Genomic DNA, 21,451 nt, shown 5'->3' on the forward strand with positions numbered 1-21,451 from the left:
TGGGCGCTACAGTTCGCGCACCCAGATGTTGCGGTAGCTGACCTTGGCGTCATGCTCCTGCAGATAGAGCGGCGCGCACGCATGGGGCGCGTACGAAGGCGCACCGATGTACTCGGTCTTGCCTGCCAGCACGGTGTCGTCCTGGACCAGCACGCCGTTATGCAGCACGGTGATGCGCGCGGGCGACGTCAGGCCGCCGCCCTGCGAGAACCGCGGCGCCTTCCAGATGATGTCGTAAACCTGCCACTGGCCCGGTGCACGCGAGGCGTTCACCCGTGGCATGGCCTGCTTGTAGATCGAACCCGCCTGGCCGTTGGCATACGTCGGGTTGTTGTAACTGTCGAGCACCTGCAGTTCATACAGTTCCTGCAGGAAGATACCGCTGTTGCCGCGGTTCTGGCCGTCGAAGCCCTTCGTCTCGGTGGGGGTACGCCATTCGACATGCAGCTGGACATCGCAGAAGCGCTGTCGGGTGCGGATGCCTTTGCTGCCCGGCACCACGGTCATCGCGCCATCGGCGACGGTCCAGGGCACGCGCCCGCCCTGCTCTGCCTCCCACGCCGAGACGTCCTTGCCATCGAACAGCACGATGGCGTCTGACGGCGCTTTGCCCGCGGGCGTTTCCACGACTGCAGGCACCGGCGTCCACACCTCGGTCTTCTTCGGGTCACGCGCAGCGTCGGCACTGTCCTGGGCGAATGCAGTTGCAGCGGCCAGCAGGCTGGCGGTGATCAACGCAGGACGGATCATCAGGGTGGTGTCCATCAACTGGTCCCCCACGCAGGCGTGCCGGGAACATAGGCCAGGTCGCCGTCGTAGCGCCCCGGCACGGCGACGTACTGCAGCACCTCGGTCGCGCCGACCTTGGAGGTGAAGAAGCCGAAGATGGCCAGCTGCTTGATCATCGTGAAGTAATGCGGCATCGCCTCGCCCTCTTCAGGCGTGCCGGTCTCGGTCACATCGGCAGGGCGTGCCTTGGCTTCGGCGTCCAGCGTTCGCAGCAACCCGGTGCGGGCTTCCGGTGTGAGCGATACGAAGCGGCCACCTGCGCGTTTGTCGATGTCGGCCAGGCCGGCACGAAACGCCGCCTGCTGCCGGGCGGTGTAGCAATCGCTGACGAATGTCGCCATGAACAACCCGGCACCGGCGTCCTTCGCGCCAGGTGTCCGGGTCCGCGGCAGGATGGTCTCGGCGATCTCGTCCAGCGTGCCGACATCGGCATCGGAGAAATGGATCTTCGTGGCGCCCGCCGGTGCCGGTGCCTGCCCCTGCACAAGCGCAGGCAATCCAACCATGGCCGCGCCGGTGGCGGCGACGATCATCTTCAGCAGTTCGCGACGATCCATCAGAGGTTCCCCGCTTTCAGTTCGCGTACCGCGTGGTCGGCCGCGCGCGCGGTCAGCGCCATGTAGGTCAGCGAGGGATTCACGCAGGCGCTGGAGGTCATGCAGGCACCGTCGGTCACATAGACGTTGGGGGCATCCCAGACCTGGTTGTGCTGGTTCAGTACCGAGCTCTTGCGATCACGTCCCATGCGCGCGGTCCCCATCTCGTGGATGCCCTTGCCCGGGGCATAGTCGTTGTCGTGCATCTTCACGTCCTTGACGCCGGCCGCCTCCAACATCTCGGCAGCATCGGCGGCCATGTCCTTGCGCATCGCCAGTTCGTTGGCACGCATGGCAACGTCCATCGCCAGCACCGGCAGCCCCCACTTGTCCTTGCGGTCGTGGTCCAGGCGGATTGTATTGTCGTGGTGCGGCAGCATTTCACCGAACCCGGTCATGCCGATGCGCCAGTCACCCGGCACGGTCAGCGCTTCCTTCAGGTCGGCGCCGATGTTCAGCTCGGCGATCTCGCGCGACCAGCCGTTTCGGCTGGCACCGCCCTGGTAGCCGAACCCGCGCAGGTAGCCACGCTTGTCGGCTGCGACGTTGCGAAAGCGCGGAATGTAGAAACCGCAGGGACGGCGGCCGAAGTAGTACTTGTCTTCGTAGCCCTCGACCCGGCCCGAGGCACCCGCACCGAAATGATGGTCCATCACGTTGTGCCCGAGCTCGCCCGACGATGACCCCAGCCCGCCCTCCCACACATCGGTGGCCGAGTTCATCAGCAGCCAGGTCGAGTTGAACGACGACGCATTGAGGAAGATCACCTTGGCCGTGTACTGGTAGGTCTGCCCGGTCTCGGCGTCGATGACCTCCACGCCGCGGGCACGCTTGCGATCCTTGTCATAGAGCACTTCCTTGACGATCGAGAACGGACGCAAGGTCAGGTTGCCGGTCTTCATCGCCGCTGGCAGCGTCGCCGCCTGGGTCGAGAAGTAGGCACCGAAGGGACAACCCAGGATGCACTTGTTGCGGTACTGGCAGTTGACGCGCCCCTGCTCGGGCATCGGCTTGGTGATGTTGGCGGTGCGCGAGTGGATCATGTGGCGCGTTCCGCCAAAGGCCTTCTTGATACGCGCGGCCACATCCTTCTCGACGATGTTCAAGGGAATCGGCGGCAGGAACTCGCCGTCCGGCAGCACGTCCAGTCCTTCGCGCGTGCCGGCGATGCCGGCGAACTTTTCCACGTAGTCGTACCACGGCGCGATGTCGGCGTAGCGGATCGGCCAGTCAGCAGCGATCCCATCCTTGAGGTTCGCCTCGAAATCCAGATCGGAGAAGCGATAACTCTGCCGCCCCCACAGCAGCGAGCGGCCGCCGACGTGGTAGCCACGGAACCAGTCGAAACGTTTGGTCTCGATGTAGGGTGAGTCCTGTTCGTTGGCCCACATTCCTTCCAGATTCTCGGCCAGGCCGTAGTCGCGCATCAGCACCGGGAAGTCGGCCTTCATCGCCTGCGTTGGCCGGTTGCGGTGCGGGAAGTCCCACGCTTCCTTCATCGCGTTGACGTAGTCCTTGACGTGCTCGATGTTGCGTCCGCGTTCCAGCATCAGGACCTTCAGGCCCTTCTCGGTCAGCTCCTTCGCTGCCCAACCGCCACTGATTCCCGAGCCAACAACAATGGCGTCGTAGTGATTATCTGCCATGGGTTTCTCACCTGGGTGGATATCGTTTCAGACGTCGCAGAGGCGGATCGCCTCGCGCAATGAGGCAACGGGATCGGGCGCTGCAGGCGTGAACTCCTGCGCCAGATACCCCTTGAAACCGGTGTCGCGGATTGCGCGACAGATGGCCGGATAGTGGAGCTCCTGCTGGTCTCCGATCTCGTTCCGGCCGGGCACGCCTGCGGTGTGGTAATGCTTGAAGCAGGCGTGGTGTTTTCCAATGGTGGCGATGATGTCGCCTTCCATGATCTGCATGTGATAGATGTCGTACAGCAGGCCGAAGTTGTCCGAGCCGAGCCGCTGGCACAGCTCCACGCCCCAGGCGGAGTGATCGCACAGGTAGTCGTGGTGATCGACCCTGGAGTTCAGCAACTCCATCACCAGCACCACGCCGCGCTTCTCGGCATGCCCGAGGATGCGCTTGAGGCCAGCCTCGGCATTGGCCATGCCGTCGCGGGGATCCATGCCGTTGCGATTGCCGGAGAAGCAGATGAGGTTGCGGTAGCCAGCATCGGCGACCAGATCGATGTGGCGCGTGTAGCGCTCCACCAGCTGGTCGTGGAACTCACGGCCGGCAAAGCCCTTGGTCAGGCCCAGCTCCGCGCCGTTGCACATCGAGCTGTAGACGTCATGGGCCTTCAGCGTGGGCCAGTCTTCCGGGCCGACCAGGTCGATCGCGGCGAAGCCGATGTCCTTCACCGTCGCGCAGAGCTGGGTGACGGACAGCTGCGGGAAGGTCCAGCGGGCGACGGAGTGCTTCAGGTTGCCTTTGAGCGGCGCGGTGGCGGCGAATGCGGGCAGCGTGCCCGCGATTGTCGCGGCCCCCAGGCCAATGCTGCCGGCAACTGCGATGCGCAGCGCATCGCGCCGCGTGAGCCCCGTCGCCGGGGCCGGTCTGATCGAATGGACGGACATCCACCTGCCGGCCTCCCAACCGGTATCAAACGCAACGATTCACTGCAATGCAATCGATTGCACCATAGGGGAGGAAATTGTCTGTTTGCAAGTCGCGGTGCACGAAAACTGATGCTGCGAAGCACAACGCAGATGACTTCGCGCAAAAAGAAAAGCCCCGCATCAGCGGGGCTTTCTTTCTGCTGCGAACGAGCGCTCGATCAGAACGGTAGTAAGTTATCGTGAAGAATGTACATAAACGAAACTAAGCGATAGAAATAGCAAATTTCGCGCAAGAATACAGGGGCCTGAGCAAAAATTGAGTGTACATAAATGGCGGGGAGTAGCCCCCCCGGTCTCCATGACAGGTCATCTCCCCGGGAAATGGACCAAGAGGCAGTAGGAGGACCTCAATCGTTCGACCCACGGACGTATGCTCTCTTTGGACTGGCCCCGAGCCGCCATGAAGCAGCTTGGAAGTGATCGCGCAAGGCGTCGAGCGAGTCGATCAGCAGGACGGCCTTCGCTTGACCCAAGGCCAAACATCGGCAGCGGCACGTCGCGCACCTCGGAAAAGCCCGCGCCAGTCATCAGGCCTAGCGCGACTGCTGCGATCGTTCGCTACTGCCTGTCCTTGATCTGATTGCCGCGCACGCTCTGTAGCATCTTCAAGACCTGATCAGAGACCTCGGCGGGAGAGAATCCCAAGGCAGCGGCGATGAGGCAGAACTCCATCACGTCCAGGCGCCGCGCTCCAGACTCAACGGAAGAGATTCTCTGCTGAGGCCACCCCAAGTGAGAGGCTAGCCTGGTTTGACTGATACCCAACGACTCGCGTCGCTCGCGGAGAAGGCCGACCAACCGAAGGTATGCACTTTGGTAGATCGTTTTGGTAGCCATCGGGTCCGCCTAGAGGAGCGGAACGAAATCTATGGCCGAGCCGGGGCCTACATGAAAATTGTGTAGACGACCTTCCGGTGGCTTGCTAGCATCAGAGCCGGTTGAACTGCCGGGGATCGAGTGATCTATGGTCGTGACCAACAGACCCTCATCCCTCCGTGGCCAGACCTCGATGCGCTGCTCGCATCGCTTGGGCCGTTCTACGCGTGCGCGTGGTGCGCGCTCGAGCGCTCCACTTCGATTTCCGCACCTGTAGCCGCTGACACAGCGACCGTGCAGCACTTGCTGCTGTTCCTTAAGACAGCAGGGGTTCTAGCTAAGACGGGCTCGTCAAATGGCTCTACAAAGCGATCTCTTTACGACCCCATTAGCTGGAGTTATCGGGAGAGCAGTCAGCTGCCTGGCGATCTGAGCACTTCACTGACCCATGCGCTGAGAGCCTGGCACCCCTCGCTTGGAGCACAGGACCGACAGTGGCTTTGGCGTCAGCTTTCCGACCGCGAAGCTACTGCCTATCTCGTTTCATTGCTACGCAAGCATCGGATCGGCATTCAACACGCCGAGGAGATTCTATGTGTACAGGAAAGAGAGTGGCGTGACCTGATCTTGGGACGCAAGCGATACGTGATCTGGTCATCAGTCCGAGGAGCTGCCAGTGAGTTCTTAAGCACCGGCGGCGACGAATCCGCAGCATTGACCGTGCTGAGCCGCGAGATACGCAGTCGAGCAAACTGGCTCTCTCACAAGCAAGCATCAGGAACGCTAAGCAAGTCTGACTACTGCTTCCTGCCAGACCCTATGTGGCGGCGACCGCTGATGGTCGATGTTGCATTAGAGAGTCTGCTACCCATTGGCGACAACTACTGGCTCGCCCCTCCCATCTTGGTTGCGCAGCAAGAGGGGCCAGAACTCAGATCGCGTCTTCTGCGACGCACTCAAACGTAGATAGGTCCTATCGCATGCGCCCCAGTATCCTCGCCCTCGATCTTGAGGGAACCCTCATCTCCAATGCAGTCAGCCAGATTCCTCGACCAGGACTTCGGGATTTCCTGAACTATGCTGGAACTTCCTTTGATGAGCTTGTGCTGTTCACGACGGTGCCTCGGCATATAGCGCTGAGAATCGCATCACTTCTGACTGAGGAAGGCAATGTACCTGGATGGTTTACAGAGGTCCGCTACGTCGAATGGACTGGTTCTATCAAGGACCTTCGATTCGTTTCTCCACTACTTGGCCAAGCTCTTCTGCTTGACGACCATCGCCCCTACATCCACCCAGATCAACTTAAGTTCTGGGTTGAAGCCCCCCTATTCGCATCACCGTACCTTACTAATGACAGTGGTTTGCAGGTCGCTCAGAGACGCATAGGGGAGAGACTGTCGCTGCATTCTGGCTCGCCTGACTAAGCATTGCTCGCAACCATCGCGCGAGAGCCGCAGGCGAAGCAAACTCTAGATACTCTGCCTGACAGAGCGCCCCACTCTATAGCCGGAGACAGCGTGACTAGGACCAGTCATTCCCACCCTCTTCAGATAGCGACTCTCCCGGTTGGCCATTGCGGCGGGGCCATCGGAGTGACGTTCGCCCCAGGCAAGCATCAAGACGTAGCTATGACCGGATCGTGGTCACGAGACTTGGATATGGACCTTCAAGCTATAAGCTCATGGGGTGCAGGTCATCTCATCAGTCTAATCGAGCCTTGGGAGTTCGGGGATCTTCGGATCGCCGCTCTGCCGGAGCGTGCAGCAGCCCATGGTCTACGGTGGTACGGACTGCCGATTGTGGATGGCGCTGCACCCGACTTCGGGTTCCTCCAGTTATGGAAGGAAGTGGAGACGCCCATATGCAACGCGCTACTTGACGGAAAAAGGATTGTCGTCCACTGCAAGTGTGGGCTGGGCAGAGCAGGCACTGTCGCCGGCATGCTTCTCCTCGCTACCAAGACTTCTCTGAGCAGCGAGGATGCGATCAGGCGCGTGAGAGAGGTACGCCCTGGCGCCGTTGAGACATTGGAGCAAGAGGATTTTCTGCACAACTGGGCATCTGCCCCCCATCTCCTCTAGGGAAGCACTGATCAGTTTCCAGTTCTTCTGATAAAACCAACCGTCGAGCTGGCTCCAAATTGGCGGCAGACATTAGCTATGAGAAGCCACCGGGCCTGTCACCTTTCCCCAACCCCGATAAATTTTCCTAATCCAAGAGTTGGACGGCAGCATCCCTGTCGATTCGCTTGCCAATGTCCTCTAGCGGCCATAAGCAGACATCCACCCCATCCCTGATAAACATCCCTAGGCCGCAGCAGACCTCGAGCCTGCTGCGGTCAATTGGTTTTGGGGCAGACTACGCCGATGGCCTAAATTCCCCTAGGTCAGTGAGTCTAGCCCGTCCCATCTAGACGCCTTAGGCCACTTCAAGTTGATGTATCGTCCGCACAGAAGATCCCATGCATCGCGCCCAGCAGTGCTGCAACGCGCGGGTCTGCCATGCGGTAGATGATCGACCGTGATTCCCGTCGGGTCGCTACAAGCTTTCGCTGACGGAGTTCGGCCAGTTGCTGGGAGAGCGCCGGCTGTCGAATGCCGGTGGCTTCCTCCAGTCCCCCCACCGTCATTTCACCTTGCGCGAGCTGGCATAGCAGCAACAGGCGCGAAGGAGTAGCCATGAAGCGCAGCAGCTCGGCGACTTCGGGCACGCGCTCCTTCATCGTGGCTAGGTCTGACGGGCTGAATGGGGGGCTGGTCACAGGCAATGGCAACTTGGGCGGCTGATGTGATGCGAACACCATGGGTAACCCGTGCAATCTAGCATGCTTCAATAGTTGCATAGCTTACGTAACGATGTAATAGTTAGGCCGCGAAGCCTCCTGGAGCCAGTCATGATCCCATCCGTAGCGGTAGACGCCCCCCTGGAGCAGGCTGTGCGCCTGGTCCGCGATGCGCGTGCCGGCCTGCTTCCCTCGCCTTCCGTGAAGACGTTCTTTGATCCTGCTACGTTCACTGCCAGCCACGTCGTGCGCGATCCAACTTCTTCAGCGTGCGCCATCATCGACAGCGTCCTGGACTTCGACATGGCCGCAGGCCGCACGTCCACTTCCTCCGCATCGGCGTTGGTGGACTACGTGCGTGCCGAGCGCCTGCAGGTGCAATGGTTGCTGGAAACCCACGCACATGCCGACCACCTGTCCGCGGCTCCATGGCTGCAGGAGCAGGTGGGAGGCGCGCTAGCTATTGGCGAACACATCACCGCAGTCCAGGAAACCTTCGGCAAGGTCTTCAATGCCGGTACTGCATTCAAGCGGGATGGCAGCCAGTTCGATCGCCTGTTCGCCGACGGTGCCTCCTTCCGCATCGGTAATCTGCAGGCGATGTCGCTGCACGTGCCAGGCCATACCCCCGCTTGTCTGGCGTACGTGATCGGCGACGCCGTATTTCCTGGAGACACGCTGTTCATGCCGGACTACGGCACCGCCCGATGCGACTTTCCAGGTGGCTCGGCGCGCCAGTTGTATCGCTCGATCCAGCGCCTGCTGTCCCTGCCCGACGCCGCCCGCGTATTCCTGTGCCATGACTACAAAGCCACCGGCCGGGACCATTTCGCATGGGAAACAACCATCGGTGCCGAAAGGACAACCAACCTGCATGTGCACGAGGGCGTGACCGAAGCAATGTTCGTGGAAATGCGGGAAACCCGTGATGCGACGCTCCCGATGCCGCGACTGATCCTGCCTTCCGTGCAGGTCAACATGTGCGCCGGCCATCTGCCCGAGCCCGAGGAAAACGGCGTGCGCTACCTCAAGCTGCCGGTGGACCTGCTATGACGCTCTCTCATCTGGCTTGGTATTGGCCGCTCGCTGGCGGCGCCATGATTGGAACAGCGACCGGAGCCTATCTAGTCCTTCTCGGCCGCGTTGCCGGCATCTCGGGTCTGCTTGCCAGGACACTGGGCATGTCCGGTGACGCCGGACGCGGCAGTGCTGCTCTGTTCCTGGCAGGACTTGGCCTGGCGTCAGGCTTGGCATTGGCGGCAAGGCCAATACCACTGCCGGCGCTGTCCGCAAATGGAGCTGTGGTACTGGTGATTGCCGGACTGCTGGTGGGTTACGGGACTCGACTTGGTGCTGGCTGTACCAGTGGGCACGGTGTCTGCGGCCTGGGCCGGGCATCGCCGCGATCGGTGGTGGCGACCTGCGTGTTCATGCTCATGGGCATGGCCACGGCAACCGTGTTGCAGATTGTGGCCGGGGGCCCGGCATGATCCGTCTCGCTGCGTTCCTGTGCGGCGCACTCTTCGGATTGGGACTGGTCGTATCCGATATGGTCAACCCAGCTCGCGTGCTTGCTTTCCTTGATGTGAGCGACGCTTGGGACCCCTCTCTGGCGCTGGTCATGCTGGGCGCTCTGATTCCTTTCGGCGCAGCCTACCTATGGATACGCGCCCGCAGAACACCACTACTTGCCGCATCGCTGCACATTCCCACCCATCGCATCATCGATCGGCGCCTGGTCATTGGTGCGGCGATATTCGGTCTGGGTTGGGGACTGGCCGGAGTGTGTCCCGGCCCAGCCATCGCGTTGCTGGGAACCGGCCAGCCCTTCGCGATCATCTTCGCCACGGCAATGATCGCTGGCGTGCTCCTGCATGGACTCATTCATCGCCCCACTGCAACTACGGGACAACCATGAATCTCAAGCCACTCTCTGCCAGCCTCAAGGTGTCCGGTCAGCTCCTGCCGGAGGATATTGAAGCCCTGAAGGAGCTGGGCTTTGCCAGCGTGATCTGCAACCGGCCCGACGACGAACAGCCGGAGCAGCCCAGCCACCATGCGCTGCAGGCTGCCTGCCACCAGGCGGGCATGCAGTTTGCCTATCTTCCTGTAGTGCCTGGCGTCATTACCGATGATGAGGTGCATACCTTTGCCACTTTGATCGACGCGCTGCCACGCCCTGTTGCCGCGTACTGCAGAACCGGCACCCGTGCTGCGATGCTTTGGGCGCTGTCGGAAGTCGTTCACAATGGAGCGTCGTTTGCCCACGTCCTGTCTGTTGCTTCGGACGCGGGCTATGACCTTTCCTCCATCGCAACACGGCTGCAGCAAGGACCGGCGTCCGGCGACTGACATATGGAAACGCTATCTCTGCTGCAGTTGGTGCTGGGCGGCCTGTCTGGCATCCTGGTCGGCTTCGTCCTGGGGGTGGTCGGTGGAGGCGGATCCATCCTGGCGGTACCACTGATGCTCTACGTGGTCGGAGTGGAAAATCCGCATGTGGCAATCGGAACCAGCGCCCTGGCAGTGGCGGTCAATGCGGTGTCGAATCTGGTGATGCATGCCCGTAGAGGGAATGTTCGTTGGCCCTGTGCCTCGGTCTTCGCCTTGGTGGGGATCGCGGGCGCATACCTCGGTTCCAGCTTGGGCAAGGCGTTCGACGGCAAGAGACTGCTGGCACTGTTTGCTGTGGTCATGGTTGTTGTCGGCATCGCCATGCTTCGCAGGCGCAACTCGCCTGGACTCGCAGATGCTAGGCTCGGCAGACGCAACGCGCCAGCACTGATTGGACTGGGCGCCACCGCCGGCGGGCTTTCCGGCTTCTTTGGCATTGGTGGAGGTTTCCTCATCGTGCCCGCACTGGTGGCCGCGACGGGAATGCCGATCATCGCCGCCGTCGGAAGCTCGCTCGTCGCCGTCGCCGCATTTGGCATGACCACCGCACTTAACTACGCGCATGCAGGTCTGATCAACTGGAAGCTCGCGGCAGTTTTCGTCGTTGCCGGCATGGCTGGCGGTGTTGCAGGTGCAGCAACTTCGACGAAGCTCGCCAACTATCGTGGAGCTCTGAACACGGTATTTGCAATACTGATCTTCATTACTGCCGCATACATGCTGTGGAAGGTGAGCTGACCGGCTGTGATCTAGACCACAGCCGAGCACTGATAGCCAGCGCAGCGCTTCAAAGGCATTGATAGGAAGATACTACGAACGTTGGTCCACATCTTCCAGAGTCAAACAAGATGCGACGACTCGAAGCGCCTTGCGATCAGCTTCGAAATCCATGGCCAATAGGCCGCGCTCCAGTGCGATGCGGGCATGGGTCTGTGATGCAACTCTTGTCGCTTCATTCGAGGACCCTGCCAACGCTGCGAAGGCCTTCTGCAGCCGGATGTTGACCTCCAGCGAGCCGGCCGCATCCCTGGAGATGGGTGTGAATGCATCCTCGAACATGTCGCGGACATCGAGGCACTGAACGTGCACACGCGGATAGAGCACATCACACGTCGCAGCGTCCCCGGTGTGGCTGGACCATGCGCAGAGCAGCCTGACACAGGTCCCGATGACGTCGATGCAGGTGCCAGGGTCGTTCACCGCAGGTGACATGGCTCGCTGGGCAATTTCGGCAAGCACGACGAGCCCGAACCGTGGGTCATTCTCGATGGAGCGCGCGTCACTGAAGGAAATGGCTGAGATCACTTCACTCTGCACGTCCGGAAGCGGATTTCCCTCGATGGCTATCAAAGGACGGACTGGGGTCGCAAACGTACCCGGCTGGCAGAGCAGATGAACGCGCAGATCATGTTCTTGTGCAATGCCGTCGATCCGGGCGACGTCCACATGTTCAACGTAGGCCACCTGATCGCCAACCAGCAGTACCGCCCCCTCCCCTACCGGCACCGCACTGGCTCCGCCGAGCCGAGGCTCCTCGGAGCGGCGCTTCATTGACGCTTTGGTCGCCCGCTCCACCAGATCGATGGTTTCGCCAACGCGGCCAAAGCGTGAGAACTGCTCGATAGCCCTGAGCAACGTCACTGTGATGACGATGATGACCGCGATGGTTGCCCCGAACAGCACAAGCCGGCCGCTGTCTCCGTAGATGCCGGTGCTGAGCGCGATGAGGCCCACGATCGAGAACAGGAAGGCACCAATGAAGGTGGCCAGCGCACCTTGGGCCCGGGTGTCTTCGATCAGCAGGCGGGCCGCGCGCGGGGTGGCGCTGCTCGACGCGGACCCGTAGGCCGAGACCATGGTGGACAGCGAGAAGGTGGTGACCGTCAGCATCGACGCGGCAAGTATGCCAAGAATGTTACCGACGGAATCGGCGCCGATCCGTGCGGCAAGGCCGGTGGGAATGAGGAACTTCAGGAACGCGCCGGCCAACGCCGTGATGATGCCCAGGGCGCCATACAGGGTCGAGCGGAACCACATCCGCTTTGTAACTTTGCTGGCTGCAAGCCTCAATCTGGTGAGCACGGGCAACTTCCTGGGCAATTGCGCCATCAATAACACGGTCGGGCGCCGAGGACACGTCAACGCAGGGTCACGCCCGGCCCAAGGCAGATGCCGCTCCTCCGGGCGGCATCTGTGTACGGATTCTACGAGCGCACCTTGTCCAGGAACTGACGGTGGCGCTCGTACTGATCGAGCACATCGTGGATGAGCTGAACCTTGGTCCACCCCATGACGTCGTAGTCCTGCCCGCCCTCCCGCAGATAGACCTCCGCACGGTAATGACGGGTACCCTCGCTGACCGTTCGACGGGGATCCTGCAGGGCGAACGTCGGCGCCTCATAGGGCTGGGGCCGTACGGAGTAGAAGAAGTCCATCTCCTCGCCATGGCCAACCTGCAGCCACGCACGACCGTCCTCCCCTTTGGAGACCTGGACCGGCAGATCCTGCTTGCGAAGCTCAGCGGCAACCTCTTCCAATGCAGGAATGACGCGCTGCTCGATGAAGCCGGTCACCTCGATCTTCAACGGGTTGTGCGCCAGCAGGCGCAGGCGCGCCCGCCAATCCTCGCTGGTGCCTGGCAGGATACGTGCCTCGCGCAGGATCGAGCGCTTGGTGGCATCCAGATGCATGGCCTTCAGCAGTCCCCAGCACATCAGGATCATGACGATCGTAAATGGCAACGCGCTGGCAATGGTGGCCGCCTGCAACGATTCCAGCCCGCCAGCCACCAGCAATGCAATCGCCAGGCCGCCGACCAGCAGCGCCCAGAAGATCCGCTGCCAGACCGGCGATTCCTCCTCACCCTTCGAGGTGAGCATGTCGATTACCAGGGCACCGGAGTCCGCTGAGGTTACGAAGAACAGCGCAACCAGGATGACCGCCAGCGAAGAGGTCAGCATGGTCAGCGGCAGGTGCTCCAGGAACTCGAAGAGCGCCATCGAGCTGTCGGTTGAGACCGCCTGCACCAACTGCTGGATGCCCTCCGCCCGCACCATGTGCAACGCGGTGTTGCCGTAGATGGTCATCCACAGGAATGTGAAGCCAAGCGGCACAAGCAACACCCCCACCACGAACTCACGGACGGTGCGTCCACGTGAGATGCGCGCGATGAACATGCCAACGAAGGGCGACCAGGCAATCCACCAGCCCCAGTAGAACAGCGTCCAGCCACCCAGCCAACCCGTGGGTTCGTAGGCATAAAGGTTGAAGGTCATCGAGAACAGCTGGGAAACGTACATGCCGGTGTTCTGCACCAGTGCCTGCATCAGGTGCACGGTGGGTCCACAGACCAGCACGAAGGCCAGCAGCGCCGCCGCCAGGATCATGTTGAGCTCGGACAGCCTGCGTACGCCGCTGTCCAGGCCAGCCACGACGGAGCCGGTGGCCACCAGTGTGATGACGGTGATCAAGCCAACCTGGGCGAGCGTACTGACCTCCAGGCCGAACAGGTAATTCAGACCGGCGTTGATCTGCATGACGCCCAGTCCCAGCGAGGTGGCCAGGCCGAAGATGGTACCCAGCGCGGCAAACGTGTCTACGGCATGGCCCAACGGGCCGTGAATACGGTCGCCGATGAGCGGATACAGCGCGGAACGGACACGCAGCGGGAGATTGTGCCGGTACGCAAAGTACGCCAGCGACAGCGCTACCACCGCGTAGATCGCCCATGCGTGGATGCCCCAGTGGAAGAAGGTGATGCGCATGGCTTGGCGGGCAGCGGCGGCTGACTCGGGCGAGCCGACCGGCGGCGTGGCGTAGTGCATGATGGGCTCGGCAACGCCGAAGAACATCAGACCGATGCCCATGCCGGCAGCGAACAACATGGCGAACCAGGAGCCGTAGCTGTAGTCCGGCGTACTGTGGTCAGGGCCGAGTTTGATGCGACCGTAACTGCTGATGGCGACGCCGACGACGAAGACCAGGAAGCCGGCCACCGCAAGGATGGTGAACCAGCCTGCATCATTGGCAGCCCATGACTTGGCCGCGGTGAACCACCGCGTGGCTATATCGGGCGCGATGGCAGCAAGCGCCAGCAGCGCGATGACGATGGCTGCCGTGGGAATGAACACCTGCGGAAGAATCCGCTGGCGAACGGGGGGATGTTGCGGAGCCGTGCTCTGCATGGATACCTCCGTGTTGTTGGGTGAAGAAGCCTCCGGCTTGCGCGAGGCCGATCAGAAGTAGAAGCCGATGTTGAAGTTCAGCCGTGAATGCCAGCGGGAAGGTCCTCCCTCGTCGATGCCGATACCATCACCACCGGCAAACCACATGTTGCGGCCAGCGATCCAGTCGACATAGGTGAGCATGATGCCTTTCTGCAGGCTGCAACCGGTCACGTTCTGCCACGAATCACGAAGGCCCGCGCGGTGCCCGACCGGGCGGGTCATGCTGAGGTTGTTATAGCAGGTGATGTCATCCAGCCAGCCCTTCTGGCCGAACGAATAGGCGATGTTGGCGCTTGGCACATCCGCCTGCGCTGCAACCTGGAAGGGGAATTGGAACGCCGACATTGCGATGCGATCTCCGGGCACGTCATACCGGTACCGCGCCCACTGCAACTGCGCGGTCCAACCATCGCGCTGCCACTGTGCATGGAGGGCCGCGCCCTGATGACCGTAGTGACGCCGTGTCTGAGTGTTCTGCACCTTGCCAGCAAACGCTGATGCGCCCAGCAACAGCTCGCCGCCGCCCCAGGCGCGCGCACTCTCCACGCGTGCATGCAGTCGCTGCCGCTCGCGATACGGCAACGCCTCGGTCTGCGCGACATCAAAGGAGTAGCGATCATAGCGAGCCCCGGACCCGTATTCGTCTCCGGAGAACCAGCCGAGATGCCAGGTCGTGCTGCCGGTGCGGTGAATCACTACAAGGCCCGGATCGTAATCATCCTCAATGCCCAAGTAGTAGCCGGAGCCGAACCAGAAGCTCTGCGAAACGGTAGGGAGCAGCCCGAACGGGATCTGCTGGATACCTGCCTTCAGCTGGGTAGCATCGGAGAACTGCCAGCCCGCGTACGCGTGATGCACGGCGTCGAAGCCGTCATACCAGCGGTACTGGGCAGAAAAGGAGAACGGTCCGGTTCCAGCGTCAAGGTCTGCACGCAGCAGTTCAAGCTGCAGGCGGCTGGTCGGCCCGTAGTCGAGCCAGCCATAGTTGAACCTGACGGCGCCTCCTGGATCAAAGTAAGGATCTCTATGGAGGTTATCCTCAGAAGCATCTGCAGCCAGCGAAGTTCCCGCCAACGCGGCAGCGACAATGAAGGGAATTGATCTCACGGTTATGCGCCTTGCCTCCCTGATCTGCTACGGAAAGCGCTTGAGTCTAACGTCGATTCATCCAATGCCTCAAACTGGCGATCTCAAAGAACTCTTGGCGACGCCACAGCAATCACTCACGGCGCGTCTTTAGTCCTCAGGTCCATATGCCACGTGAAAATCATGTGTAGTGAGAGAGTAGCTAACACGATCCACTTTTTAGTAGTCGATCCTGAGATTGAGCGACTCATAGTGGACATGGAGTGACACGCAATGTCATTTGAGAATAGGCTAGGGCCTCGACATCGGGGAAGAGTTCATGACTATTGATATCAGCGGCCTTTCTGCCAAGGAACTTCGCTCACTGATTGCTCAGGCGGAGAAGCAGCAGTCCAAGGTGCTGTCACGCCCTAAGGCCACAGCGATGCGCGCCAAGATCAACAAGTACGTCAAGGATCATGGATACACGATAGAGGAACTCTACGGCGCTTCAGTGATCGTGCCCTCCGAAACCGCCAAGAAGCGAGGTGATCGGAGGCCTGCCAAATCGACAGTGTCCAAGATCGCTCCCAAGTACCGCAATCCTGCAGTGCGCGGCCAGACGTGGTCCGGTCGAGGACGGCAACCGCGATGGATAGCCGAGCTGGTAGCAAGTGGAAAATCACTGAATGACTTCCTGATCAAGTAGTGATAGCGAGGTAGCCGCACACCGGTACCGCAGCAAGTCCTGAGAATCATTAGTCATCAGATCGAACAGGATGCTGGTGCGCGGAATGCCCTGCCAGGTAGGCGATCAAAGATTTCAGCTAGTCGCAGTTGATGTGACAGCGGGCGAACAGCAGGCGCTCCCCCTTGCCTTTGGAGAGTGGGCTCAGGCAGCAATGATTGCAGCATCCACTTCTGGCCGACAGCTGCCCTCCGATCTGGCAGGATCCGCTTCCTAGCGGGGATTCGACGCTGCCCGGTCTCGCCGCGCTCGCAGATCCAGGTCATCATCGAACATTCCAACCGCATGGCGGCGCGCGTAGCCGAACTGGTGCAGCGCCAACGCGACCTGACCCATGCGATTAACCTGCCCAGGCGGCCAGCCGGCGCGAGCCAAGCCCAGCAACATCCCAACCGGCTGCTGGCTGGGCCTGGCAGCAACTGGCACAAGGCCACCAGATCCGAGTAGCTACGGTCCGTCAGCCACCGGCGGCGCTCGACAAACTCGAGGCGGAAGTAGCTCAGATGGCCACCGAACGAGGTCAGTCCCAGTCATAGGAACACCAGAAAGACACGCCACGCACTTTCGCTTTTTGCGGGATGGAGCGTCGGCATGGGGCAGGATCTCCGGTTGTTCTCAAAGGCGGCCAGCCCGGCCCAGCACCCAGATTAGGTCGCCGGGCCTCCCCTGTGCTCGGCCACCAACTCTCCATCTTCCTTCCGGAATGGTCCGGGAAGCTTCGGCAGGATATCCAGCACCAGTTCGGAAGGCCGGCACAGGCGCGTGCCATTATCGGTTTGCACGAAAGGACGATTGATGAGTATTGGGTGCGCCAGCATGGCATCAAGCAACGCGTCGTCGCTCAGTGCCGCATCGCCCAATGCTAGCTCGTCATAAGGAGTGCCCTTCTGCCGGATGGCGTCGCGCACGCTCAAGCCCGCGGCCCTGATGAGGTCGACCAGGCGCGCGCGGCTGGGCGGGTGGGCCAGGTAGTCGATCACTTCCGGCTCGATCCCGGCGAAGCGGATCATCGCCAGAGTGTTGCGCGAGGTGCCGCACTTGGGGTTGTGGTAGATGACCGCGTTCACGCACTTTCCTCCTCGTTAAAAACAGTTTCCACCACCCCTGCAGCGGCCGCCAGCGCCGCCGCCTCGATGGCCCCCTTGCGCTCGCTGTAACGGTCCACCAGGTAGTCGCTGCGCCCACGCACCAGCAGGGTGAACTTGACCAGTTCCTCCATGACGTCCACCACGCGATCGTAGTACGCCGAAGGCTTCATTCGACCTTCGTCGTCGAACTCCTGCCAGGCCTTGGCGACCGAGGACTGGTTGGGGATCGTCACCATCCGCATCCACCGGCCGAGCACACGCAGCGCGTTGACGACGTTGAACGACTGCGAGCCGCCGCAGACCTGCATCACGGCCAGCGTGCGGCCTTGGGTGGGGCGCACGCTGCCCTCTTCCAGTGGCAGCCAGTCGATCTGGTTCTTGAATACCGCGGTAAGGGTGCCATGGCGTTCCGGGCTGACCCACACGTGGCCCTCCGACCACAGCGAGGCCTGGCGCAGCTCCTGCACCTTTGGGTGGGTGGCTGGCACCGAGTCAAGCATCGGCAGCTCGTGTGGATCGAACAGGCGGGTTTCCGCCCCGAGCTTTTCCAGCAGCCGCTGCGCCTCCAGCGCCAGCTTGCGGCTGAACGACTGAGGCCGCAGCGAGCCGTACAGGATCAGGATGCGCGGGCGGTGCGGCCGCGCGGCCGGGTCGTTGAGCTTGGTGGCCGTCGGGATGTCCAAGGCACCTGGGACCACGTTGGGGATCTGCTGCACGGGGTTGTCCTGCGATATCGATTCCATTATTCTAGAATTATGGAACATAACACTGCAACCCACGCTCTTGCTGCCCTGGGCCACGCCACCCGCCTGTCGATCTTCCGCCTGCTGGTACAGGCCGGCAGCGGCGGCAAGCTGGCCGGTGACATTGCCCAGACGCTCTGCTTGCCTGGCGCCACGCTCTCCTTCCACCTGAAGGAACTGCTGGCTGCGGGACTGATCAGCGCCGAGCAACGTGGCCGGACCATCTGCTACCGGGCCGAGTTCGTGGCAATGAACGAGCTGGTGGCCTACCTCACTGAAAACTGCTGTGCCGACGAACAGGCCTGTGAACGCCCCGCAGGCTGCTGACCAACCCACCTTAGAGATCGCTCAGATGACCCGTCGCGTCCTGTTCTTGTGTACCGGTAATTCCGCTCGCAGTGTGTTGGCCGAATCGACCCTGAAAAAGTGGGGCCAAGACCGCTACGAGTCCTTCAGCGCCGGCAGCCAGCCGGCCGGCCGTGTCAACCCGTTTGCCATTGCTCAGTTGCAGCGCGAGGGTTTCCCGGTGGACGGCCTTCGCAGCAAGTCGTGGGACGAGTTCGCCGAAGCGGATGCCGCGCCGATGGATCTGATCGTCACCGTTTGCGACAGCGCGGCGGTCGAGGCATGCCCGGTAGTGTTCGGCGACTTTGTACGGGTGCACTGGGGCCTGTTCGATCCGGCCGGCGTTGAAGGCTCGGACGGAGAGAAAGCCGAAGCCTTCGATCGCGCGCACCAGATCATCAAGGCGCGCCTGAGGGCCTTCCTGGAGATCTCCGACAGCGCCTGGGATGACTGCGAGGCCCTCAAGGCCCGGCTCGACCCGATCGCACAGATCAACTGACCGTCCTTCCGGAAATCCCCATGACCACTGATACCTCCCGCCTGTCCTTCCTGGACCGGTATCTCACGCTCTGGATCTTCGCCGCCATGGCGCTCGGCGTTGGTATGGGGGCGTTGTTCGAGGGTGTGCCCAGCGCGTTGAACAGCCTCTCCATAGGGTCGACCAACATCCCGATCGCGATTGGTCTGATCCTGATGATGTATCCGCCGCTGGCCAAAGTGAAGTACGAGGAACTGCCGCGGGTCTTCGCCGACAAACGGGTACTGATGCTCTCGCTGCTGCAGAACTGGATCGTCGGTCCGTTCCTGATGTTCGGCCTGGCCGTGCTGTTCCTGCGCGATTACCCCGAGTACATGACCGGCCTGATCCTGATCGGGCTGGCACGCTGCATCGCCATGGTGCTGGTCTGGAATCAGCTTGCCCGCGGTGACGGCCAGTACGTCGCTGGGCTGGTGGCATTCAACTCGATCTTCCAGATTGCGCTGTTCAGCGTCTACGCGTGGTTCTTCCTGTCCTGGTTGCCGCCGGTGTTCGGTCTGCAGGGCAGCGTCATCGATGTCAGTTTCTGGACCATCGCCGAGGCTGTTCTGATCTACCTTGGTATCCCGTTCCTGGCGGGCTTCCTCACCCGCCGATGGTTGAAGGCGCGCAAGGGCGTGCAATGGTATGAAGAGACGTTCCTGCCCGCCATCAGCCCGGTAACCCTCGCCGCACTGCTGTTTACCATCGTGGCGATGTTCAGCCTGAAGGGAGGCGATGTGCTGAGGATTCCGATGGACGCGGTACGCATCGCGATCCCGCTGACGTTGTACTTCATCATCCAGTTCGTCATCAGCTTCTTCATGGGCAAGCTGATCGCCAAAGACTACCCCCGCACCACCGCGATCGCGTTCACCGCAGCAGGCAACAACTTCGAACTGGCCATCGCCGTGGCGATCGCGGCGTTCGGGCTGGCTTCCCCGGTAGCCTTCGCGGCTGTTATCGGCCCGCTGGTGGAAGTGCCCGTGCTGATTCTGCTGGTCCACGTCGCCCTGCGCCTGGGCAAAAGCTACTTTCCTGCCGATTCACGGAGCCGCTGAACCGCCTAGGTGCTGCAGCATGAGGAAGTCCCGATGGACAGCGTCGATGTCGTGGTGATCGGAGGTGGCCAGGCGGGTCTTTCGGCTGGCTACTTCCTGCGTCGCAGCGGGCTGTCCTATGTGATTCTTGATGCCGAAACGTCACCTGGCGGGGCGTGGCAGCACGCGTGGAAATCCCTGCATCTGTTCTCGCCGGCAGGCTGGAGCTCGATTCCCGGTTGGCCGATGCCTGCTACCCGGGAACCGTGCCCGTCGCAGGCGGAAGTGCTCGACTACCTCGCGCGCTACGAGCATAAGTATGCGCTGCCTGTCATCCGTCCCGTGCAGGTAAAACGCATCAGCCGCTCGGGGAGTCGGCTGCGGGTGGAAGCAGATGACGGCCGGCAGTGGCAGACACGTGCAGTGATCAGCGCCACGGGTACGTGGCGGCATCCCTGCACGCCCGGATATGAAGGTCTGAACGCTTTCGGCGGCGTGCAGCTGCACTCGGCCCACTACAGCCATCCCGAACCCTTCGCCGGAATGCGCGTGGCCATCATCGGCAGCGGCAACTCAGGCGCACAGATTCTGGCCGAGGTCTCCAAGGTGGCCAAGACCACGTGGATCACCCAGTGGGAGCCAGCCTTCCTGGCCGACGATGTCGACGGGCGCGTTCTGTTCGCACGCGCAACCGAGAAGTGGAGGGCTCAGCAGGAAGGACGCGAGCCGGATGTTCCGCGGGATGGTTTTGGCGACATCGTGATGGTGCCGCCGGTGGTGGACGCACGGCGCCGCGGTGTACTGGTCTCCATGCCGCCACCCGTCCGTTTCACCGCCACCGGCATGCAGTGGGCAGATGGCAGCGAACGCAACTTCGACGCGGTGATCTGGTGCACCGGCTTCCGGCCGGCATTGTCGCACCTGGAAGGACTGGGCATTGTCAACGCTCGTGGTCGGATCGACGTGGATGACACCCAGGTTCGGTCGGTCGCAGCGCCATCGGTTTGGCTGCTTGGCTATGGCGACTGGAATGGCGCAGCATCGGCCACGCTGATCGGGGTGACCCGATACGCGCGCGAGGCAGTAAGGCAGATCAGCGACTACATCGGGGAGGCTTCTCCGGTGTTATCTGGCGCGTGAGCCTCGGCGCCATTGCCCAGCGCCCGCACCTGCGATTGCAGGGCCATGCGGTCCAGCGCTTCAGGCTTAAGCGCCAACAGCAATCCGAGACGGTGCTGGAGCTGGTGAAGCGTGCTCAGGAACGCCTTATGGACCTGATCAGCACTGCCCTGCACTGCGGCCGGGTCGGGGATGCCCCAGTGGGCGGTAGCCGGGTGGCCTGGCCACACGGGACACGCTTCACCCGCGGCACGATCGCACACCGTTACGATGAGATCCATCTGCGGTGCTTCCGGACCTGCGAATGCATCCCACGGCTTGCTCGACAGCCCGGCAACGTCGAAGCCAATCTCGGCGAGCACCTGCAGGGCCACCGGATGAACTACGCCCTTGGGATGACTGCCCGCACTGTAAGCGCGGATACGGTCACGCCCTAAATGGCTGGCCAGTGCTTCGGCAAGAATGCTGCGCGCCGAGTTGCCTGTGCAAAGGAACAGAACATTCAGGGGACGCATGTCATCGCAACCATTTATCTAGAATAATCGAAGTATTGCCTTGC

The 21,451-nt window shown here is 61.7% G+C and carries 24 protein-coding genes and 1 pseudogene; 12 read left to right on the forward strand and 13 right to left on the reverse strand.

Features of this window, described 5'->3' with window-relative positions; genetic code table 11:
• Positions 1-6: 6 nt before the first annotated feature.
• The 5 genes from N5D20_RS03205 to N5D20_RS03225 all read right to left on the reverse strand — a co-directional run bounded on the left by N5D20_RS03205 (position 7) and on the right by N5D20_RS03225 (position 4,843).
• A complete protein-coding gene (locus tag N5D20_RS03205) occupies positions 7-765 on the reverse strand; it encodes a DUF1080 domain-containing protein (protein WP_279914266.1) in 759 nt (252 codons plus the stop codon).
• Entirely contained in the window at positions 765-1,346 is a 582-nt protein-coding gene (locus N5D20_RS03210) for a gluconate 2-dehydrogenase subunit 3 family protein (protein WP_279914265.1), read from the reverse strand. Before N5D20_RS03210 ends, N5D20_RS03205 begins: the two co-directional genes overlap by 1 nt.
• Positions 1,346-3,031, reverse strand: coding sequence for a GMC family oxidoreductase (locus tag N5D20_RS03215; RefSeq protein WP_180836281.1), 1,686 nt, complete (start codon positions 3,029-3,031; stop codon positions 1,346-1,348). Before N5D20_RS03215 ends, N5D20_RS03210 begins: the two co-directional genes overlap by 1 nt.
• Positions 3,032-3,058: 27 nt before the next feature.
• Entirely contained in the window at positions 3,059-3,964 is a 906-nt protein-coding gene (locus N5D20_RS03220; RefSeq protein ID WP_054171203.1) for a TIM barrel protein, read from the reverse strand.
• A 600-nt stretch (positions 3,965-4,564) separates the two neighbouring features.
• The gene (locus N5D20_RS03225; RefSeq protein ID WP_180866829.1) at positions 4,565-4,843 is read right to left on the reverse strand and encodes a helix-turn-helix transcriptional regulator; all 279 of its coding nucleotides are present in this window, start codon (positions 4,841-4,843) and stop codon (positions 4,565-4,567) included.
• 959 nt (positions 4,844-5,802) lie between these two features.
• Between N5D20_RS03225 and N5D20_RS03230 the strand changes: the two genes are divergently transcribed.
• Positions 5,803-6,249: an NIF family HAD-type phosphatase gene (locus tag N5D20_RS03230; protein WP_180866827.1), complete on the forward strand. Its 447-nt coding sequence runs from the start codon at positions 5,803-5,805 to the stop codon at positions 6,247-6,249.
• 93 nt (positions 6,250-6,342) lie between these two features.
• A complete protein-coding gene (locus N5D20_RS03235) occupies positions 6,343-6,906 on the forward strand; it encodes a cyclin-dependent kinase inhibitor 3 family protein (RefSeq protein WP_180866826.1) in 564 nt (187 codons plus the stop codon).
• 347 nt (positions 6,907-7,253) lie between these two features.
• Here the strand turns inward: N5D20_RS03235 and N5D20_RS03240 are convergent, their stop codons facing one another.
• Entirely contained in the window at positions 7,254-7,547 is a 294-nt protein-coding gene (locus N5D20_RS03240; RefSeq protein WP_188218411.1) for a metalloregulator ArsR/SmtB family transcription factor, read from the reverse strand.
• 171 nt (positions 7,548-7,718) lie between these two features.
• Here N5D20_RS03240 and N5D20_RS03245 point away from each other — a divergent pair, with 171 nt between their 5' ends.
• The 5 genes from N5D20_RS03245 to N5D20_RS03265 are packed head-to-tail and all read left to right on the forward strand — an operon-like array spanning position 7,719 to position 10,739.
• Positions 7,719-8,660 carry an MBL fold metallo-hydrolase gene (locus tag N5D20_RS03245; RefSeq protein ID WP_258010364.1) on the forward strand — a complete coding sequence of 314 codons (942 nt, stop codon included), beginning with the start codon at positions 7,719-7,721 and terminating at the stop codon, positions 8,658-8,660.
• Positions 8,657-9,097, forward strand: coding sequence for a YeeE/YedE family protein (locus N5D20_RS03250; RefSeq protein WP_180866823.1), 441 nt, complete (start codon positions 8,657-8,659; stop codon positions 9,095-9,097). Before N5D20_RS03245 ends, N5D20_RS03250 begins: the two co-directional genes overlap by 4 nt.
• The gene (locus N5D20_RS03255) at positions 9,094-9,525 is read left to right on the forward strand and encodes a YeeE/YedE family protein (protein ID WP_180866821.1); all 432 of its coding nucleotides are present in this window, start codon (positions 9,094-9,096) and stop codon (positions 9,523-9,525) included. The genes N5D20_RS03250 and N5D20_RS03255 overlap by 4 nt, the downstream gene beginning before the upstream one ends.
• A complete protein-coding gene (locus tag N5D20_RS03260; RefSeq protein WP_180866819.1) occupies positions 9,522-9,959 on the forward strand; it encodes a TIGR01244 family sulfur transferase in 438 nt (145 codons plus the stop codon). The genes N5D20_RS03255 and N5D20_RS03260 overlap by 4 nt, the downstream gene beginning before the upstream one ends.
• A gap of 18 nt (positions 9,960-9,977) precedes the next feature.
• A complete protein-coding gene (locus N5D20_RS03265) occupies positions 9,978-10,739 on the forward strand; it encodes a sulfite exporter TauE/SafE family protein (protein ID WP_279914300.1) in 762 nt (253 codons plus the stop codon).
• 72 nt (positions 10,740-10,811) lie between these two features.
• Here N5D20_RS03265 and N5D20_RS03270 read toward each other — a convergent pair whose 3' ends face one another.
• From N5D20_RS03270 to N5D20_RS03280, 3 genes are all read right to left on the reverse strand, one after another.
• The gene (locus N5D20_RS03270) at positions 10,812-12,083 is read right to left on the reverse strand and encodes a DUF2254 domain-containing protein (protein WP_180866817.1); all 1,272 of its coding nucleotides are present in this window, start codon (positions 12,081-12,083) and stop codon (positions 10,812-10,814) included.
• A 122-nt stretch (positions 12,084-12,205) separates the two neighbouring features.
• Positions 12,206-14,185: a choline BCCT transporter BetT gene (gene betT, locus N5D20_RS03275; RefSeq protein WP_180866815.1), complete on the reverse strand. Its 1,980-nt coding sequence runs from the start codon at positions 14,183-14,185 to the stop codon at positions 12,206-12,208.
• Positions 14,186-14,236: 51 nt separating this feature from the next.
• Positions 14,237-15,334, reverse strand: coding sequence for a hypothetical protein (locus N5D20_RS03280; protein ID WP_180866813.1), 1,098 nt, complete (start codon positions 15,332-15,334; stop codon positions 14,237-14,239).
• A gap of 298 nt (positions 15,335-15,632) precedes the next feature.
• On the opposite strand from N5D20_RS03280, the gene N5D20_RS03285 reads away from it, so the two are divergent.
• Positions 15,633-16,001 carry an H-NS histone family protein gene (locus N5D20_RS03285; protein ID WP_134967888.1) on the forward strand — a complete coding sequence of 123 codons (369 nt, stop codon included), beginning with the start codon at positions 15,633-15,635 and terminating at the stop codon, positions 15,999-16,001.
• 425 nt (positions 16,002-16,426) lie between these two features.
• On the opposite strand, the pseudogene N5D20_RS03290 reads toward N5D20_RS03285, so the two are convergent.
• From N5D20_RS03290 to arsH, 3 genes and pseudogenes are all read right to left on the reverse strand, one after another.
• Positions 16,427-16,570, reverse strand: a pseudogene (locus N5D20_RS03290) (chromate transporter); the annotation flags it as partial.
• A 117-nt stretch (positions 16,571-16,687) separates the two neighbouring features.
• The gene (gene arsC / locus N5D20_RS03295; protein ID WP_065178723.1) at positions 16,688-17,107 is read right to left on the reverse strand and encodes an arsenate reductase (glutaredoxin); all 420 of its coding nucleotides are present in this window, start codon (positions 17,105-17,107) and stop codon (positions 16,688-16,690) included.
• Complete coding sequence (arsH, locus tag N5D20_RS03300) at positions 17,104-17,844, reverse strand: arsenical resistance protein ArsH (RefSeq protein ID WP_031269347.1); 741 nt, start codon at positions 17,842-17,844, stop codon at positions 17,104-17,106. The genes arsC and arsH overlap by 4 nt, the downstream gene beginning before the upstream one ends.
• 39 nt (positions 17,845-17,883) lie before the next feature.
• Here arsH and N5D20_RS03305 point away from each other — a divergent pair, with 39 nt between their 5' ends.
• The 4 genes from N5D20_RS03305 to N5D20_RS03320 are packed head-to-tail and all read left to right on the forward strand — an operon-like array spanning position 17,884 to position 20,913.
• The gene (locus N5D20_RS03305) at positions 17,884-18,198 is read left to right on the forward strand and encodes a metalloregulator ArsR/SmtB family transcription factor (protein ID WP_005420865.1); all 315 of its coding nucleotides are present in this window, start codon (positions 17,884-17,886) and stop codon (positions 18,196-18,198) included.
• Between the two features lie 25 nt (positions 18,199-18,223).
• Positions 18,224-18,715 carry an arsenate reductase ArsC gene (locus N5D20_RS03310; protein ID WP_032954697.1) on the forward strand — a complete coding sequence of 164 codons (492 nt, stop codon included), beginning with the start codon at positions 18,224-18,226 and terminating at the stop codon, positions 18,713-18,715.
• Positions 18,716-18,735: 20 nt separating this feature from the next.
• The gene (gene arsB, locus N5D20_RS03315; protein ID WP_180866811.1) at positions 18,736-19,794 is read left to right on the forward strand and encodes an ACR3 family arsenite efflux transporter; all 1,059 of its coding nucleotides are present in this window, start codon (positions 18,736-18,738) and stop codon (positions 19,792-19,794) included.
• A 33-nt stretch (positions 19,795-19,827) separates the two neighbouring features.
• Positions 19,828-20,913 carry an ArsO family NAD(P)H-dependent flavin-containing monooxygenase gene (locus tag N5D20_RS03320; protein WP_279914264.1) on the forward strand — a complete coding sequence of 362 codons (1,086 nt, stop codon included), beginning with the start codon at positions 19,828-19,830 and terminating at the stop codon, positions 20,911-20,913.
• Here the strand turns inward: N5D20_RS03320 and N5D20_RS03325 are convergent.
• Positions 20,874-21,407 (reverse strand): arsenate reductase ArsC, encoded by a 534-nt coding sequence (locus N5D20_RS03325; RefSeq protein WP_180866807.1) that lies wholly within the window; start codon positions 21,405-21,407, stop codon positions 20,874-20,876. The genes N5D20_RS03320 and N5D20_RS03325 overlap by 40 nt on opposite strands.
• Between the last annotated feature and the right edge of the window lie 44 nt (positions 21,408-21,451).

The sequence above is a fragment of the Stenotrophomonas sp. GD03877 genome (assembly GCF_029840555.1).
GTDB classification, from domain to species: domain Bacteria; phylum Pseudomonadota; class Gammaproteobacteria; order Xanthomonadales; family Xanthomonadaceae; genus Stenotrophomonas; species Stenotrophomonas geniculata.